Consider the following 15,886-nt stretch of genomic DNA (forward strand, 5'->3'; position numbering starts at 1 on the left):
TGGTGTCTAGAAGATGGTGCGGATGCCCAGCGAGATGCCGAGCTGCCCCTTGGCGTCGGGGCGCTTGTAGTAGACCTGCGAGGTCGCCGGCGCGTAGCCGACCGATTGCCCGTTGGGCAGGTAGCCGATGTTGTCCCAGTTCAGCGAGGCATTGCGCGCGTACATCATGCCGGCAAACAGGTCGGTCCGTTTTGTCAGTCGATAGTCCGCCAGCGCCAGATATTGCTGCGGATTGGCCGGGTTGACGCTGGCGCCGCCGATATCGGCGCGCTTGATGTCGTCGTAGTACCAGGCCAGGCTCAGCCGCAGCGCGGGCGTGGTCTGCCAGTGCACGCCGGCCCAATACATGTCGTCGCGGTGCGGCAGCAGCGTCGGCGTGCCGTCGCCGGGCGCCACCGAATTGCCCCAGCGGTAGCCGGCGACGAACTTGAACGCGCCGACCTCGTAGCTGCCGGCCAGGAAGGCCCGCATGTCGCGGCCGTAGTCGCCGGAGGACGAGGCGCCCGCAGCCTGCGCGGCGTTCAGCGTCTTGACTTCGTCGTAGGCGGCCGCCACGCCGAAACCGTTGGTGTAGTACGACACGCCGATGCCGTAGGCCGAGCCGGCCGCGAGGCTGCCGGCGCGCTCGCCGAACGACCAGTGTGTGTGCAGCGACAGCGGTCCGAACTTGCCGTGGTACTGCACCATGTTGTTCTCGCGGAAGTTCGGCCCGGCCATGCCGACCACCGGCTCGAACTCGGGCGCGTAGGCGACCGGCGTGAAGCTGCCCAGCGCCAGGAACGACGAGGTGTACTGGCGGCCGAAGGTGATGCGGCCGAGCTTGTCGTTCTTCAGGCCGACGAATGCCTGCCGGCCGAACATCGCGTTCTGCCCCATCCGTCCATCGTCGGTGTTGAACTGGTTCTCCAGCACGAACAGTGCCTGCGTGCCGCCACCGAGCTCCTCGGTGCCGCGCAGCCCGAAGCGAGACTGCGCGATGCCCGACGAGTTGAGCATCGTGCGAGAGCCGCTGCCCGGGGCCAGCACGCCGCCGCTGACGTTCTGCGAGTTGTTGACGTACTGCACGCTGGCGGTGACCACGCCATACAAGGTCACCGACGATTGCGCATGCGCGCCCTGCGCCATCATGCCGGCGGCCGCCGCCGTGATCCACCATCCCTTCATGCCGTGTCTCCTCCGCGTCTTGCGGTGTTTCGTTGCCCGCTCGCGTTTAATACGTCGTATTACGCGGGTCCGGAAAACCATAGCGCCGCATCGCGATTCGAAAATCTGGGGATTACCCCGATGCGCGCGGTATGGCTTGCCTCGCGCCCGGTTTCTCGGGTTAATCCCTAGTATTAGAACGGCGCGACGCGACTATGCTGACAGCGAACCTCGCGATGGTCGCGGGGAACACGCGGGTTGCACGCATGAAGCTGAAACAGATTCGCTCGGTGATCGGCGAGGACGCCGAGACGGCGGGGCGGCGCAAGACAGCTGCGCCGGCCGCCGAGGACGAGGCCCAGGTGCCCGGCACCGCGGCCAGGATGCTGGAGATCGCCGAGCGGCTCTTTGCCGAGCATGGCGTCGAGCAGGTGCCGCTGCGGCAGATCGTGATCGAGAGCGGGCAGCGCAATCGCTCGGCGCTGCACTACCACTTCGGCTCGCGCGAGGCGCTGGTCAGCCATCTGCTGAACCGGCGGCTGCATCAGATCAACGTGATTCGCCATCGCTATCTGGACCGGCTCGTCGCCGAGGGCCGCGACACCGATCTGCACGCCGTGGTCGAGTCCACCATCCTGCCGCTGGCCGATGCGGTGCGCGATACCGACTGGGGCCGGCACTACCTTCAGGTGCTGGCGCAGACCACGTTCAGCCCGAACCTGCTGAAGAAGGGACTGGTCGAACGCGACGCGGTGTCGGCGCTGATCCGCGTGCGCAAGCTGGTATTCGCGTTGTGTCCGCAGGTGCCGCGCGAGGTCATGAATCTGCGGCTGACCTGGTTCAACGACACCGTGGTCTATTCGCTGGCGCACTGGTATCGCGACCAGGGCCGACGCGGCGGCGAGCCGCCGTTGGCCGAGCTGATCGACTTCTGCGCCGCGAGCCTGAGCGCGCCGGTCAGTTCCAGCGTCGGCCGGCGCTAGCCTTCTTTCCCTGGCGTTGCCCACGATGACGCTCCCTGACGGAGCGGGGCGGCGCTCGTCCTTCGTTCTGTCACAGGAGTCGTTCGCATGCAGGATTTCGAAGCGCGCCCCGCCGCGCTGGCCACCGGCGACGGGGTCGAGGCCGTCGCTCCGGGCGTCTGGAAGCTGCACGGCCAGGGCCAGTCCTTCGTCGCGCGGATCGCCACGCAGACCACCACGCAGGCCGGTGCCGCCGATGGCGATGCGCTGCTGCTGGTCGATGCCGGTCCCGGCGGCGCCATCACGCGCGGCATGATCGACGCGCTGCGCAGCGTGACCTCGCTGCCGCTGGCGGCCATCGTCTTCAGCCACGGCCATCTCGGCTACAACAGCGGCTTGCCGCTGTGGCTCGCGCATTGCGCCGAACGCGGCGACCCCGCGCCACGTGTGATCGCCCATGCCAACGTGCTGCCAAGGCAGGCGCGCTACCGCGCCACCATGCCGCTGCAGGAGGCGCTGGCCGAGGTGCAGTTCCGCCAGCCGCGTGGACGCCTGGCCGGCAAGCTGAGCCAGCACGCACCGAGCGAGACCTTCGCGCAGGGGCTGACCGTCGGCACCGGTCCGCGCCGCGCCGAGCTGCTGTGGGCGCCGTCGGAGACCGACGACGCGGTCGCGGTCTGGCTCCCCGAATCGCGGATCCTGTATGGCGGCCCGGCCGTCATCGATTCGATCCCGAACATCGGCACCCCGCTGCGCACGCTGCGGGACGCACCGCGCTGGGCGCGCACGCTGGAAAACCTCGCCGCGCTCGAGCCGCAGCGTGTGGTGCGGGAATTCGGCGCGGACCTGTGCGGTGCGCAGGCGGTCGAGGTACTGCGCCATACCGCCGGCGCGCTGCACTGGCTGCACGACGAGGTGATCCGGCTGATCAATCAGGGCATGGACGAGCGCGAGATGCTGGCGGCGCTGCGCTATCCGGAGGAACTGTTCGGCAAGCCATGGATGCGGCCGAGCTATGGCGATCCCAGCTATATCGCGCGCGACATCTACCGCGCCGAAAACGGCTGGTGGGACCGCAACGCGACGTCGCTGCATCCGGCCCCGCCCGAGCAGGCGGCCGCGCAGATCGCCGAAGCGGTCAGCGATCACGATGCGCTGATCCGCCATGCACAGGGACTCGCCGACAAGGGCGAGATTCAACTTGCGCTGCATGTGATCGACGTGCTCGCCGGCGCGCCGGGCAACGCGCCCACGCTGCGGGTTGCGCGCGAACTGAAGGCCGGCTGGCTGCGGCAGCGCGCGCGGCAGGTCTCCAGCTATGTATCGCGCAGCCTGTACGCGGCCTGCGCCGACAGCATCGAACGCGGTGAGCGCCACCCGTTCAGCCGACCGCTCAGCCAACCGTTCAGCCGATGACAGGGAGGAACCGAATGATGTCGTTCGACAGCAAGGAAGAAGCGCGCATCAAGGACATGGACAACGGCGCGCCGCAAGGTAGTCGGCGGCAAACGCTGCTGGCGCTGATGGCCCTGGTCGCCGCGCCGCTGGCGGCGGGGCCTGCATGGGCCGCCGACACGTGGCCGTCGCGGCCGATCCGGCTGGTGGTGGCGTCGTCGGCCGGCAGCGGCACCGACCTGTTCGCCCGCGTCATCGCCGAACGGCTGGGCAAGCGGCTGGGACAGACCGTGGTGGTGGACAACAAGCCCGGCGCCACCGGCATCATCGGCGTCGATGCCGTCGCCAAGGCGGCGCCCGACGGTTATACGCTGCTGTTTACCTATGCGGCGTCGATCGTCATCAACCATACGCTGCAGCCCAAGCTGCCCTACGACGCGCTGCGCGACCTGGCGCCGGTGGCGCAGGTGGGCGAGGGCGGCAACTTCCTGGTGGTCACGCCGGATTTTCCCGCCCGCAACCTGCGCGAGTTCGTCGCCGCGGTCAAGGCCAGACCCGATGCCTACGACTACGGCTCGTGGGGCATCGGCTCGGGCGGACACCTGACGATGGAGGCGCTGAAGATGCAGGCCGGCCTGCGCATGCGCCACGTCCCGTACAAGGCGGTGGGACAGGTGCTGAACGATCTGCAGGGCGGCATGATCAAGGTGGCCTTCGTCGATACCTCGTCGTCGCTGCCGCTGATCCGCTCCGGCAAGATCCGCGCGCTGGCGATCAGCGGCAGCCGCCGCGGCTCGGTTTCGCCCGAGGTCCCCACCATGCGGGAGCAGGGCTATCCGTTCGATACCAACAGCTGGTACGGCCTGTTCGCGCCCGCCGGCACGCCGGCGCCGATCGTCAGGCGGCTCAACGCCGAAATCAACGGCATGCTGGGCGACCCGCAGATCCGCGAGCGCTTCGCGCTGATGAACATGGCCAATCCGCCCGCGAAGACCAGCGAGGCCTTCGCGGCGACGATCCGCGACGACATCAAGGTATGGGGCGAGATCATCCGGGCCAACGGGGTGACGGTCGACTGAAGGCCGCCCGGCGCCCGCGGGTATGTGTCTTGCGTCGGCAATGGGAAGGGCTGCGGCGCCGCGCTGTCGCGGCAAGCCGCAGGCTGCACCCTCCACCCATTGCAAACGGAGATGCGCATGAAGGACAAATCTTCAGGGATCCCGAATCCCGTGGCCCCGCAGTCCGTCGAGTCGCTGAAGCCGGAAAAGGGCTCGCTGTCGCAGGAACGCAGGCAGAATCCGGCCGCCGAAGCCGACACGCTGCCGTCGGAAAGCAACCCGGCGGGCGGCGGCGCGCAGGGGCAGCAGGGCCAGGGCCAGCAGCAGGGCGGGAAGCCAGGCGAAAAGACCGGAGAAAGGTCCGCAGAACAGTCCGGCAAAAAAACGGGTCCCACGCCAAACGAGGTGATGAACGAGCAGGTATCGCCACCGGACGAGCAGGGCGACCGGATGCAGTCGGACCGGCCGCATATCGGCGGTTGACGTAGCCCTGCGTGCACGAAGCCGCGCCCGCCGTTCAGCCTGGTGCCACAGTGGCCGAGATGAGTAGCGAAGTAGTCCAAATACAGCGTTGTCTACTTTGCTACTCACACGGCTCCGCCGTGGAACCAGCGCCGCGGCGACAGCGGACGGATCTAGGATTCGATGGATGCCGCGCGGCTCCGACCGGCGGCCCGTTTGCGCACCGACATGACCATGGGGTGCTGCTCGAAGTGGGCAAGCAGATTGCTCTTCTGCATGTCGGTGAGCTGCGACGCGACAATCATCTGCGGCCAGTTCTTCACGGCCGCCAGCACGGTACGCTGGATTGCCGCGGCGGCCGGTTTCTCGAGCAGCCGCAGATGTCCGCAAAACTGGCGCAGCATGGCTGGCGACAAGTGCTGATGGCGCCCGCGTGTGCCGTCCGCGGATGGCGGCAACAGCTCCGGTGGCACGATGAAGATGGCATGGCCGGTACGGCGCTGATAGGCGCTGTAGCCGACGATGTCGTAGGCGGGAGACAAGGTCGGTGTGATGCCGTCCCGGTAGATGACGCCCACGTTCTTCAGATGCATGTCCGGGTTGCCAAGCAGCTCGTTGACCGTCATCCGCCGCAGCAGCTCGTGCACTGCCGCCTCTCCCAGAGAGGGTTGCGCCAGCATGATCGCGGCCATCGCGAGATAGCTGTGGCGGTACTTGTCTTCGGGCTCGACAGCCATGATCTGGCCGAAATCCTCCACATGGAAACGTGAGCCGGGCGCCCGGTCGAAACGCGTGACCGCGAGAAAGTTCGTGGCGCCGGTGACGTCGTTGCCGAGGTCGTAGCCATGCTCGACGGCGAGCTTTTCCAGCGGTTCCAGCTTTGCCTCGCAGACATCCACGCCCGCCGCCCGGGCCAGCCGCAACGATAGTTCTTCCAGTTCGGGCAACAGCGGATGACCGACGACGGGCAGCTTGGCGATGATGTGGGTGTCCTGCATCTTTGTGCGGCCCACATAGCGGTCGCCATCCCGGATGACGCCGACCTTCGGCTGCACGCCGGAAACGGAGACGCCATCCTCCATCGGCTCCTCGACGACGCTCATTTCCAGCGAGTCGGCATCCTGCGTCACCAGATGCGCGGCTTCCTGCCGCGTCAGTGTGACGGGCCGCGCGTGGACATTGCCCGGCAAGTCTCTGCCGGTCGCCGCCAGCATCTCGAAATGGTCGTCCGGTTCGCAGCCGCGGACCGCGGCAACATGATCTCGAAACACGCCTTCGGGCAGCAGCCCCTGGAAGAACGGGGGCAGCAGCCAGCCCTTGCGTCTGGATTGCCGGCCGTTGAACACCGGCGCCGAGACATTGGCCCACAAGGCGCGCTGCGTTTCCGGGTCGTCGGCGCGCATCGACAGCGACAGGGTAGGGGCCTTGTCTCCCAGCGCAACGAAGGCGTCGTCCGCGACGAAGCGCAGGATCGGGTTGTCGGTGCCGTACTGAAACAGCAGGCCGACACGCTGTTCGCCGAGATAGATGGCCAAGGTCTTGAGGTTCATTGCGAGCGGTTGGACTTCAGGCGTTGGAGAGCGGCATCGACCACCGATGGAATGGCAGGCTGCGCGGGACCCGCCGCCCCGAACAGCGATCGGGCTTCCCGCGGAACCAACATCAGCTCGAGGCCAAGCCGATCGGCGACGGCCAACAGCGTGGAAACCTTGAAGTCCTGATTCCCTTGCAGAACATGGCTAAGGGTCCGAAAAGTGATTCCGGCGTCATGGGCAAGTCGGGTCTTGCCGTAGCCGACACGTTCGGTCTGGGCGGAGAGGGCGTGGGAAACCTCTTCAATGGTTTTCATTGCACTAAAGTATCATTTTCTTCCATAGAGATACTTTAGTATCGGCGATGAGGGCGGTCAAGACGATAGCAAAGTATCATATTGACACGAAACGATACTTTAGTATCGCTGCGCGCTGTTTAGAAAACCACGATGGCGCTGCTGGCGAGTGGCGGTGGCCTGTTCGCGGACGGGCCGCCGTCCATGAGCGCGCCGACCCCGGCACGTGACCACCGCCGGCATGCCTTCGACTCAAACCGCGGTATGCCCCCCATCGGCCATCACCAGCGCGCCGGTCACGAAGCTTGCCTTGTCGGACGCCAGGAAGGCGATCACCTCGGCGATCTCCTGCGGTTGTGCGGCGCGGCCCAGCAGGTTGTTCTTGCCGTGTTCGGCGAGGAACTCGCGGCCGTTCGGCATCTGGTCATCGAGAATGCCGGTCACGATGTCGCCCGGCCCCACCGCGTTGACGCGGATGCCGTGCTGGCCGTTTTCGGCCGCCAGCACGCGCGTCAGCTGCGCCACCGCGCCCTTGGAGGCGGCATAGGCGCCGATGGTCGGCAGCGCGACCACGCAGGCGTAGGAGCCGACGTTGACGATGGCGCCGCGCCTGGCGGGCACCATCGCGCGCAGCGCTTCGCGGGCGTGCAGGAACATGCCGCGCGCGTTGATCGCAAGGATCTGATCCCATTCGTCGGCGGTCATCTCGGCGACCGTGCGGTTGATGATCCGGGCCGCGTTGTTGACCAGGATGTCGAGCCGGCCGAAGCGCGCGATTGCCGTATCGACGGCGGCGCGGGCGGTGGCTTCCTGCGACACGTCGCCGGTGATGGCGACGATCTCGCCGTCGATCTCCAGTTCCGCAACGGTGTCCTTGATGTCCTCGGCCACCACGCGGGCGCCGCGGCGATGGAGCAGTTCCACGGTCGCGCGTCCGACGCCGCCGGCCGCGCCGGTCACGATGGCGACCCGGCCTTCGAGGTCGCGCTGGCTTTGCTGTGCATTCATTGATCTGAACTCCATACAGTAAAAGAGGAAGGGCCGCGATGGCGACGTTTGACCGTCGATGCCATCGCTTGCCATCACTGTACGAAGTGCGGGCGCGCAAGCCCATGCCGGATCCTATGGCGGGCTTGCCCGATTCTCTGCAGGACTTCCGTGGCCGACTTCCCCGGCGCAGGACCGGCGCAGGACCCGCGCCGCGCTCAAGCGGCGCGTGCCCAATCCACCCGTGTGCGCAGCGCCATCGCTTCCTTCATCATGCGTGCCTCGTCGATCGGGCTGCGGCCGAAAAACCGCTTGAATTCCCGGCTGAACTGCGACGGACTTTCATAGCCGACCTGGCTGGCTGCGACCGACGCATTGATGCCCTGCTGGATCATCAGCATGCGGGCCTTGTGCAACCGCGTGGCCTTGATGTACTGCAGCGGCGAGGTGCCGGTGACCGACTTGAACGCCGCGTGGAAGGCCGCCACGCTCATCGCCGACGCGCTGGCCAGCGTGTCGACCGACAGCGGCTGATCGTAGCCGGCGTGGATCATGCGCAGCGCCTTGCCGATGCGGCCGAAGTTGCTCTGGTAGGCGAGCGACGCGCGCAGGGCCTGGCCCTGCGGGCCGCACAGCACGCGGAAATAGATCTCGCGCAGGATGGCCGGGCCCAGCACCGCCGCCTCCATGTCGGAGGTCAGCGCGTCGAGCAGGCGTACCACGGCGTCGCCCAGCCTGTCGTCGAGCGGGGTCGACTGGATGCCCGATACCTCGGCGGGCCTCGCGTCCGCGTCCCCGGACGCCGATGCCGATGCCGGCGGCGGCACCGACAGCGCCAGCTCGGCCAGCACGCCGAGGTCCACGCGGATCGAGATCGCCAGCATCGGCTCGTCGGGCGAGGCCTCGGTCTGCGACTCGAACGGGATCGGCAGCGACAGCACCAGGAAATGCTGGGCGTCGTAGACGAACTCGCGTCCCGCGAAGAAACCGCGCTTGCGCCCGCTGCACAGCACGATGATGCAGGGGTCGTAGAGCACCGGCGTGCGCGGCAGCGGGCCGTTGGCGCGCAGGAACTTGACCGCGTCGAGCGCGGACATCGTGTATCCCTCGGCCGGCGCGAGGCGGCCGATCAGTGCCGCCATCCGTTCTTCGCGCTGGCGGCGGGACTGCTCGGACCCGGATGGTTGTGGCGGCGTTGGCATCGAAGCGGCGGTGACGGTCATGGTCGGCGGGGACGATGGCATGGAGGCGTACAGGGGACGCCGGGATGCGCGCCAGTGTAGCGCGCGCTCGCCCGGCGGCGGCCGTGCGGGGCCGCAGGGCCGGGCCGCTTTGGAGAATCAGGCAAGCGCTCCCGAGTTTTGATCTAACCGGCGCCGGGGCCCGCTGCCTACCATGGCAGCCATTCACCCCAACCTGAAGGAGTTCCGCATGAGCAAGACCTGGCTGATCACCGGCGCGGCGCGTGGCATCGGCGCCTGCATCGCGAAGGCGGCGCTGGCCGCCGGCGACCATGTCGTCGCGACGGGACGCGATCCGCGGCGCATCGAGCAGGCGCTGGCGGAGCATGGCGAGCGCCTGCTGGCATTGCGGCTCGATGTCACCGAACCGGCGCAGGCGCGCGATGCGGTCGACCGCGCCGTGGCGACATTCGGGCGCATCGACGTGCTTGTCAATAACGCCGGTTATGGCCAGCTCGGCATGTTCGAGGAGAACAGTGCCGACGAGGTCGTGCGGCAGTTCGATACCAATGTCCATGGCACGCTGCACGTCACGCGCGCGGTGCTGCCGGTAATGCGGCGCCAGCGCGCCGGCCGCATCTTCAATCTGTCGTCGATCGGCGGCATGGTCGGCTTCGAAGGCGCGTCGATCTATTGCGCAGCCAAGTTCGCGGTGGAGGGCTTCTCCGAGTCGCTGGCGCTGGAGGTGGCGCGTTTCGGCATCCAGGTCACCATCGTGCAACCGGGATTTTTCCGCACCGATTTCCTCGATGGCTCGTCGGTACGTTATGGCGCCGAGGCGATTCCCGACTATGCGTCGGCATCGGCGGCGCTGCGCGGCGGCTACGACGACTACAGCCACCGGCAGCCGGGCGACCCCGACAAGCTGGCGCGGGCCATCGTCGAACTGGCCGGCGTGCCGCAGGCGCCGTTGCGCTTTGCGGCCGGTACCGATGCATTGGGCTATATCGGCGGCAAACTGGACGCGGCGCGCGCCGAACTCGAGCAATGGAAGGCGCTGTCGGCTTCGACCGACCATGCGGCCCAGGCGGCGTAGCCCTGTTTGGTGACGTGGCTCTGCCGCGTCGTTGACGCGCCATCGCCAACGCACCGACCGCGGCCGTGCGGCCCCGGGCGCCGGGCACGAACGAACGCCCCTCTCCCGCGAGCAGGAGAGGGGCCGAGGAGAGGGGGGAAGGGGTGCCGGCGGGACCGCCAGCGTTCGAGGCTTGCTGCGGAACTTACTGCGGTGCGCTCGCGCCGGTGCGCGTATCGGTGCTGCCGCCCGAGCCCGCGGCTGCGCCGGTGCCCGTGCCCGTGCCGGTCGAGCCGGCGGTGCCGGTGCCGGTGGTGCCGGTCGCGCCGGTGGTGCCCGATCCGGTGGTGCCGGTCGTCGTGTCGGCCGAGCCCGTGGTGCCGCTCGTGCCGGTGCCGGTCGAACCGGTGGTGCCGCCGGTGCCCGTGCCGGTGCCCGCGCTGCCGGTGGTGTCGCTCGGGACCGGGCCCATCGGCGCGCTGGCCGCGCTGCTGTCGGTGGTGGCGGCATCGTCGCCGCCGCGGTTACAGCCGGCCACCAGGCCGCCCAGCATGGCGACGCTCAAGGTTGCAACGGAAATCCAGTTTCGCTTCGTCATGGTATGGCTCCTATAGTCGTCCCCCATCGGAGGAAGGCAACGGCCGTACCAGGGCCGCCGAAGCGCCACCTCGCGTGATCCCGGCGTGGCCTTGCCACGCTTCTTGCATCGGGTGCGGTTTTTCGAGGAGCGCACCGATGACCAAACCCTTCACGCCCATGCGGCGCACGCTTCTGAAAGCCCTCGGGGCCGGATTGCCGGCTGGAGCCGCCGCAACGGGACTGGTCGGCGACAGCGCGCTGGCGGCGCCGCCGGGCCCGGCCAGCGCGGCGGCGAACAAAGCCGGTGGTGTGTCCCATTTTTTCAATGCACGCGAAAGAATTACCGTGGATGCCATCGTTGCGCGGCTGATCCCGAACGACGAATTGGGACCGGGCGCACGCGAGGCGGGCGTGACCGATTTCCTGGACCGGCAACTGGGCGGGGCCTGGGGCAGCGGGGATCATTTCTATCGGCATGGGCCCTTTCAGGCCGGCACACCCGAGCAGGGCTACCAGCTCGCGCTGACGCCGGCGCAGGCATTTCGCGCGGGTTTGGCCGCGGTCGACGAGGTCAGCGCGAAGCAGCATGGCGGCAAATCGTTCGCGCAATTGCAGCCGCGCGAACAGGACGCGTTGCTGACGGCGCTGGAGAAGGGCGAGATCGACCTGGGCGCGCTGCCTGGCAAGGTCTTCTTCCAGATGCTGCTCGACGGCACCATGGAGGGATTCTTCGGCGATCCGATCCACGGCGGCAATCGGAACATGGCAGGGTGGAAGCTCGTCGGCTTTCCCGGCGTCTACGCCAGCTATTCGAACGATATCGAGCGCCATGGCGTGGCCTATATCCGGCCGCCGATGTCGATCGCGATGGCGCGCGCCTCGGGGCACGGCAGCATGCACGGGGCTGGCCATGCAAGCCCGCACGGCGCCTCGCCTGCCAAGGCCGCACCGGCACCGAAGGGAGGGCGGCCATGAGCAAGACCCTCGAACGTGTCGATGCGGTGATCGTCGGCGGCGGCTGGACCGGCTCGATCATCGGCAAGGAACTGGCCGCGGCGGGGCAGCGCGTGGTGATGCTCGAACGCGGCGAGCCGCGCTGGCCCTCGCCCGACTTCCAGGCCCCGACGGTCCATGACGAGCTGCGCTATACGCGGCGGCACGCGCTGCATCAGAACACCGCGACGGAGACCTTCACCTTCCGCAACGACACCAGCCAGACCGCCTTGCCGATGCGGCGCTGGCAGTTCGCCTACCCCGGCACGCATCTGGGCGGCTCGGGCAACCACTGGTCGGGCGCCTACTATCGCTTCGATCCGACCGACTTCAAGCTGCGCAGCCACTACGAGCGCCGCTACGGCAAGGGCATCTTCGCGGCCGACCTGACCGCGCAGGACTGGCCGCTGACCTACGACGAGCTCGAACCCTACTACGACCGCTTCGACTATCTGATCGGCGCCTCGGGCTTCGCCGGCAATCTGAAGGGCAAGATCCAGCCCGGCGGCAATCCGTTCGAGCCGTGGCGCTCGCGGCCGTATCCGAATCCGCCGATGAAGGTCGCGCACGCCTCGGCGCTGTTCGGCGAGGCCGCCGCCAGGCTCGGCTATCACCCCTACATCCAGCCGTCGGCGCTGTCGACGCGGCCCTATACCAATACCGAAGGGCTGCCGATGAGCGCCTGCGTCTACTGCGGCTTCTGCTCGAACTTCGGCTGCGAGCATTTCGCCAAGGCTTCGCCGCAGGTCTGCATCCTGCCGGCGGCGATGAAGCTCGATACCTTCGCGCTGCGCACCGGTGCGCAGGTGCTGCGCGTCGAGCTCGACAAGGACCGCAAGCTCGCGCGTGGCGTCACCTATGTCGATGGCAGCGGGCAGCAGTTCTTCCAGCCGGCCGACATGGTGTTCCTGTGCGCGTTCAGCGTGCACAACGTGCGGCTGCTGTTGCTGTCGGGCATCGGCAAGCCTTACGACCCGGCCACCGGCCAGGGCGTGGTCGGGCGCAACTACACGCACCAGACCACGTCCGGCGTCAATCTGTTCTTCGACGAGAAGACCCACATCAACCCGTTCATGGGCGCGGGCGCGGCGGCGGTGACGATCGACGATTTCAGCGCCGACAACTTCGATCACGGACCGCTGGGCTTCGTCGGCGGCGGCTATATCCAGATCCAGGTGGTCAGCGGCGCGCCGATCGGCTACCACCCGACGCCCAGGGGCACGCCGGCCTGGGGCAGCGAATGGAAGAAGGCGGTGCGCCGCTACTACAACCATTCGGCGTCGATCACGATCACCGGCTCGGCGATGCCGACGCGCGGCGGCTACCTGTCGCTCGATCCGACCTATCGCGATGCCTGGGGCCAACCGCTGCTGCGCATCACCTACGATCTGCCGGACAACGACATCAAGCTGTCGGCCTTCCTGACCGAGAAGGGCGACCGGATCGGCAAGGCGATGCGCGGGGTGGTCGCCACCGAGCCTGGCCCGCGCAAGCGGCCGTTTACCGCGACCAGCTATCAGTCGACGCACCTGAACGGCGGCGCGGCGATGGGCAGCGATCCCTCCAACAGCGTGGTCAACCGCTTCGGCCAATGCTGGGACGTGCCCAATGTGTTCGTCACCGGGGCCTGCCTGTTTCCGCAGAACTCGAACTTCAATCCGACCGGCACGGTCGGCGCCACCGCGTACTGGATCGTCGACGCGGTCAAGCGCGACTATGTCAAGGCGCCAGGGAAGCTGATCGCATGAACACGCCGAACGAAGTGGAAGCCGGGCGCAATCGCGCGACCTGGTGGGTCGGTGCCCTGGTGCTCGGCATCGGCGCCTTTCCGCTGTATGCGCTGCTGTTCCAGGTCTGGCCCGACCTGTTCGCGCCGGAGCCTGGGCCGCGCCAGGCCGCCTCGGCCGGTGGAGCGGGGCAGGCCCCGGCACCCGCTGCGGCGTCGGCACCCGTGGCCGCAGCCAGCGAGGCGGTGGTGCGGCGCGCGACGGATTTCCTGCCGAAGGAACCGGCGTGGTCGCAGGCGTTGCGGGCGTCCGGACAGGAAGCCGACAAGCGGGGCGCGACGATCGCCGCCAGCGGCAATGGCGCGGGAGCGGTGGCCTGCGTGTCGTGCCACGCGGCGGGCGGAACGCCCGGAGCCGCGGGCGCCGCGGTGCCCGCCGGCGCCTTTCCGTCGCTGGTCGGCATGCCCGCCGAATATCTGGCCAAGCAGCTGTTCGATTATCGCGACGGCCGTCGGGTCGATCCGGTGATGGCGCCGATCGCCAAGGCGCTCAAGGACGACGAGGTTGCCGCGGTGGCCCGCTACTACGCGAGCCAGCCGGCGCCGTCGTCGACGCTGGCCGGCGATGGCAAATCCGGCCAGTCGGCCGCGCTGACGTTGCACGCGGCCGGCGACAACGGCCGGGCCCTGCCGGCCTGCGCCAACTGCCATGGTGTCGAGGGCGAGGGCCAGGGATTCCTGTTGCCGCGGCTGACCGGGCAGCCGGCCGACTATCTGGCCAGGCAGCTCGATGCCTTCCGCACCGGCAGCCGCCACAACGACGACGATGGCGCGATGCGCGGCATCGCACAGCGGCTGGGCGAGGCGGACGCTCGCGCGCTGGCGAGCTTCTACGCGCAGGGTGGGGCGCGCTAACGATGCGGCGGCGATGCGCCGGCGTCGAGCAGGGCGGCGCGCTCAGCCGCCGACCGACACGCCGCAGGCCACACGCCACGCCGCCGGTTCGGTGATCTCGTTGGCGGCCTTTGCCGCGGCGGACGCGGGCACGCCGCCGGCATGGACGGCGTGGTGGGTTGCGGCATTCGCCGGTGCATTCGCCGAACCATTCGCCAAACCATTCGCTGCGGCATTCGCACCAACCCCCGCGCCTGCACCCGCCCGAATCACCCGGTTGCGCCCTTCGCGCTTGGCGCGATAAAGCGCACGGTCGGCCGCGTCGAACAGCTGCTCCCAGCTGCGGCGCGCATCGCCGGCGTCCTCGGCCTGCGCGATGCCGATGCTGACGCTGGCATGTCCGCCGATTTCCTCCGGCAGCGCGATGCCGGCGATCCGGGCCCGAATCCGTTCGGCCAGCAGCACCGCTTCCTCTTCGCCGGTGTTCGGGCACAGCAGGCAGAACTCCTCGCCGCCGAAGCGTGCCGCGACGTCGCTGGAGCGGCAGGCGCGGCGCAGCGTCTCGGCGATGTGCTTGAGCACCTGGTCGCCCGCCTGGTGGCCCGCGCGGTCATTGACCTGCTTGAAGCGATCGACGTCGATCACCAGGCAGGATAGCGGCTTGCCGGTACGCCCGGCCTCCGCCGCCAGCGTCATCGCGGCGTCGTCGAGCGCGCCCCGATGGAACAGCCCGGTCAGCGAATCGAGGCGGGCGCGCGCGCGCTGTTCGGCCAGCTGGCGCTCCGCGCTCAGCAGCGTGAAACCGACCACGCCGGACAGCACCGCGATCAGCATCAGCAGCAGCGGCGCCTGCGCCAGCATGCCGGGTTCTTCGGGCCCGACCGGGCTCCAGGCGCCGGCGCCGCCGGCGGCCAGCGCCAGCGCAAGGCACAGGCCCTGCGCGATCAGTTGCGCGCAGCAGGCCACCCACACCAGCACATGGCCGATCGTATGCGAGCGGCGTTCGCGGTTGAGCAGGCGCAGCGCCTGCCAGACAACCAGCGCGGTGATCGCATGGCCGAGCGTGCGGATTGCGCGCTCGGCCATCACGGCATCCTGCACCGTGGCGATCAGCGCCATCAGCGCCACCGAAGCGACGCCGCCGGCGACCATCGCGCGCAGATGATGCGGGGCCATCGCCATGCCGCTCGCGGACAGGCCGCGCACCAGCATCAATTGCGCGCCGAGGCACAGCGCCTGCGCCAGCACCGCCCACAGCGGGGCAGGGGCGATCGCGCCGAGTGCGAGCGCCATGCCGCCCAGCGAGGCGAAGGCATGGGCGTCGGTCCAGCGTGCACGGTGGCCGGCGTGCGCGGCGCCGTAGCGAAGGCCGATCGAGATGCCCAGCGTGCTGGCGAACAGCACCAGCAAGGTCAGATAGGCAGTGGGTAAATCCGGCGACATGCAATCGTCTCCCTGTGGGCGCGCGGCGGCACCGCGACACCGTTGGTGTAAGGCAATGCGCGCCCGGCCATGGCCGGTGCGGCGCGAATACTTGTCAGAGAGCTTGACCCGGATGACGCCGTCGACATTCCCGAAGCTGCGGTCCCTGGTATGGCTCTGT

Annotated in this window: 15 protein-coding genes; 8 read left to right on the forward strand and 7 right to left on the reverse strand. The window is 68.5% G+C overall.

Features of this window, described 5'->3' with window-relative positions; genetic code table 11:
- Nucleotides 1-6 precede the first annotated feature (6 nt).
- Nucleotides 7-1,164: a porin gene (locus tag FOB47_RS04190; RefSeq protein WP_174780047.1), complete on the reverse strand. Its 1,158-nt coding sequence runs from the start codon at nucleotides 1,162-1,164 to the stop codon at nucleotides 7-9.
- A 245-nt stretch (nucleotides 1,165-1,409) separates the two neighbouring features.
- Here FOB47_RS04190 and FOB47_RS04195 point away from each other — a divergent pair, with 245 nt between their 5' ends.
- The 4 genes from FOB47_RS04195 to FOB47_RS04210 all read left to right on the forward strand — a co-directional run bounded on the left by FOB47_RS04195 (nucleotide 1,410) and on the right by FOB47_RS04210 (nucleotide 5,041).
- Nucleotides 1,410-2,126 carry a TetR/AcrR family transcriptional regulator gene (locus FOB47_RS04195; protein ID WP_174780048.1) on the forward strand — a complete coding sequence of 239 codons (717 nt, stop codon included), beginning with the start codon at nucleotides 1,410-1,412 and terminating at the stop codon, nucleotides 2,124-2,126.
- A gap of 87 nt (nucleotides 2,127-2,213) precedes the next feature.
- Nucleotides 2,214-3,521, forward strand: coding sequence for an alkyl sulfatase dimerization domain-containing protein (locus FOB47_RS04200; RefSeq protein WP_174780049.1), 1,308 nt, complete (start codon nucleotides 2,214-2,216; stop codon nucleotides 3,519-3,521).
- A 14-nt stretch (nucleotides 3,522-3,535) separates the two neighbouring features.
- Nucleotides 3,536-4,579 (forward strand): Bug family tripartite tricarboxylate transporter substrate binding protein, encoded by a 1,044-nt coding sequence (locus FOB47_RS04205; RefSeq protein WP_174780050.1) that lies wholly within the window; start codon nucleotides 3,536-3,538, stop codon nucleotides 4,577-4,579.
- 117 nt (nucleotides 4,580-4,696) lie between these two features.
- The gene (locus FOB47_RS04210) at nucleotides 4,697-5,041 is read left to right on the forward strand and encodes a hypothetical protein (protein ID WP_174780051.1); all 345 of its coding nucleotides are present in this window, start codon (nucleotides 4,697-4,699) and stop codon (nucleotides 5,039-5,041) included.
- 152 nt (nucleotides 5,042-5,193) lie between these two features.
- Here the strand turns inward: FOB47_RS04210 and FOB47_RS04215 are convergent, their stop codons facing one another.
- The 4 genes from FOB47_RS04215 to FOB47_RS04230 all read right to left on the reverse strand — a co-directional run bounded on the left by FOB47_RS04215 (nucleotide 5,194) and on the right by FOB47_RS04230 (nucleotide 8,977).
- The gene (locus tag FOB47_RS04215) at nucleotides 5,194-6,570 is read right to left on the reverse strand and encodes a type II toxin-antitoxin system HipA family toxin (protein WP_174780052.1); all 1,377 of its coding nucleotides are present in this window, start codon (nucleotides 6,568-6,570) and stop codon (nucleotides 5,194-5,196) included.
- Entirely contained in the window at nucleotides 6,567-6,869 is a 303-nt protein-coding gene (locus FOB47_RS04220) for a helix-turn-helix domain-containing protein (RefSeq protein WP_174780053.1), read from the reverse strand. Before FOB47_RS04220 ends, FOB47_RS04215 begins: the two co-directional genes overlap by 4 nt.
- A gap of 231 nt (nucleotides 6,870-7,100) precedes the next feature.
- The gene (locus FOB47_RS04225; RefSeq protein ID WP_174780054.1) at nucleotides 7,101-7,856 is read right to left on the reverse strand and encodes an SDR family NAD(P)-dependent oxidoreductase; all 756 of its coding nucleotides are present in this window, start codon (nucleotides 7,854-7,856) and stop codon (nucleotides 7,101-7,103) included.
- A 197-nt stretch (nucleotides 7,857-8,053) separates the two neighbouring features.
- Nucleotides 8,054-8,977 (reverse strand): AraC family transcriptional regulator, encoded by a 924-nt coding sequence (locus tag FOB47_RS04230; RefSeq protein WP_082371774.1) that lies wholly within the window; start codon nucleotides 8,975-8,977, stop codon nucleotides 8,054-8,056.
- 253 nt (nucleotides 8,978-9,230) lie between these two features.
- Here FOB47_RS04230 and FOB47_RS04235 point away from each other — a divergent pair, with 253 nt between their 5' ends.
- On the forward strand, nucleotides 9,231-10,112 hold the full coding sequence (locus tag FOB47_RS04235; RefSeq protein ID WP_244959285.1) for an oxidoreductase: 882 nt from the start codon (nucleotides 9,231-9,233) through the stop codon (nucleotides 10,110-10,112).
- Between the two features lie 184 nt (nucleotides 10,113-10,296).
- Here the strand turns inward: FOB47_RS04235 and FOB47_RS04240 are convergent, their stop codons facing one another.
- Nucleotides 10,297-10,689, reverse strand: a complete 393-nt coding sequence (locus FOB47_RS04240) for a hypothetical protein (protein ID WP_174780055.1) — start codon at nucleotides 10,687-10,689, stop codon at nucleotides 10,297-10,299.
- A 326-nt stretch (nucleotides 10,690-11,015) separates the two neighbouring features.
- On the opposite strand from FOB47_RS04240, the gene FOB47_RS04245 reads away from it, so the two are divergent.
- The 3 genes from FOB47_RS04245 to FOB47_RS04255 are packed head-to-tail and all read left to right on the forward strand — an operon-like array spanning nucleotide 11,016 to nucleotide 14,304.
- Complete coding sequence (locus FOB47_RS04245) at nucleotides 11,016-11,645, forward strand: gluconate 2-dehydrogenase subunit 3 family protein (RefSeq protein WP_244959286.1); 630 nt, start codon at nucleotides 11,016-11,018, stop codon at nucleotides 11,643-11,645.
- Complete coding sequence (locus FOB47_RS04250; RefSeq protein ID WP_053824090.1) at nucleotides 11,642-13,411, forward strand: GMC family oxidoreductase; 1,770 nt, start codon at nucleotides 11,642-11,644, stop codon at nucleotides 13,409-13,411. The genes FOB47_RS04245 and FOB47_RS04250 overlap by 4 nt, the downstream gene beginning before the upstream one ends.
- Nucleotides 13,408-14,304: a c-type cytochrome gene (locus FOB47_RS04255; protein WP_053824089.1), complete on the forward strand. Its 897-nt coding sequence runs from the start codon at nucleotides 13,408-13,410 to the stop codon at nucleotides 14,302-14,304. The genes FOB47_RS04250 and FOB47_RS04255 overlap by 4 nt, the downstream gene beginning before the upstream one ends.
- 42 nt (nucleotides 14,305-14,346) lie before the next feature.
- Here the strand turns inward: FOB47_RS04255 and FOB47_RS04260 are convergent, their stop codons facing one another.
- Nucleotides 14,347-15,726 carry a GGDEF domain-containing protein gene (locus FOB47_RS04260; RefSeq protein ID WP_174780056.1) on the reverse strand — a complete coding sequence of 460 codons (1,380 nt, stop codon included), beginning with the start codon at nucleotides 15,724-15,726 and terminating at the stop codon, nucleotides 14,347-14,349.
- Nucleotides 15,727-15,886: the final 160 nt, after the last annotated feature.

The sequence above is a fragment of the Cupriavidus gilardii genome, assembly GCF_013347325.1.
GTDB classification, from domain to species: domain Bacteria; phylum Pseudomonadota; class Gammaproteobacteria; order Burkholderiales; family Burkholderiaceae; genus Cupriavidus; species Cupriavidus gilardii.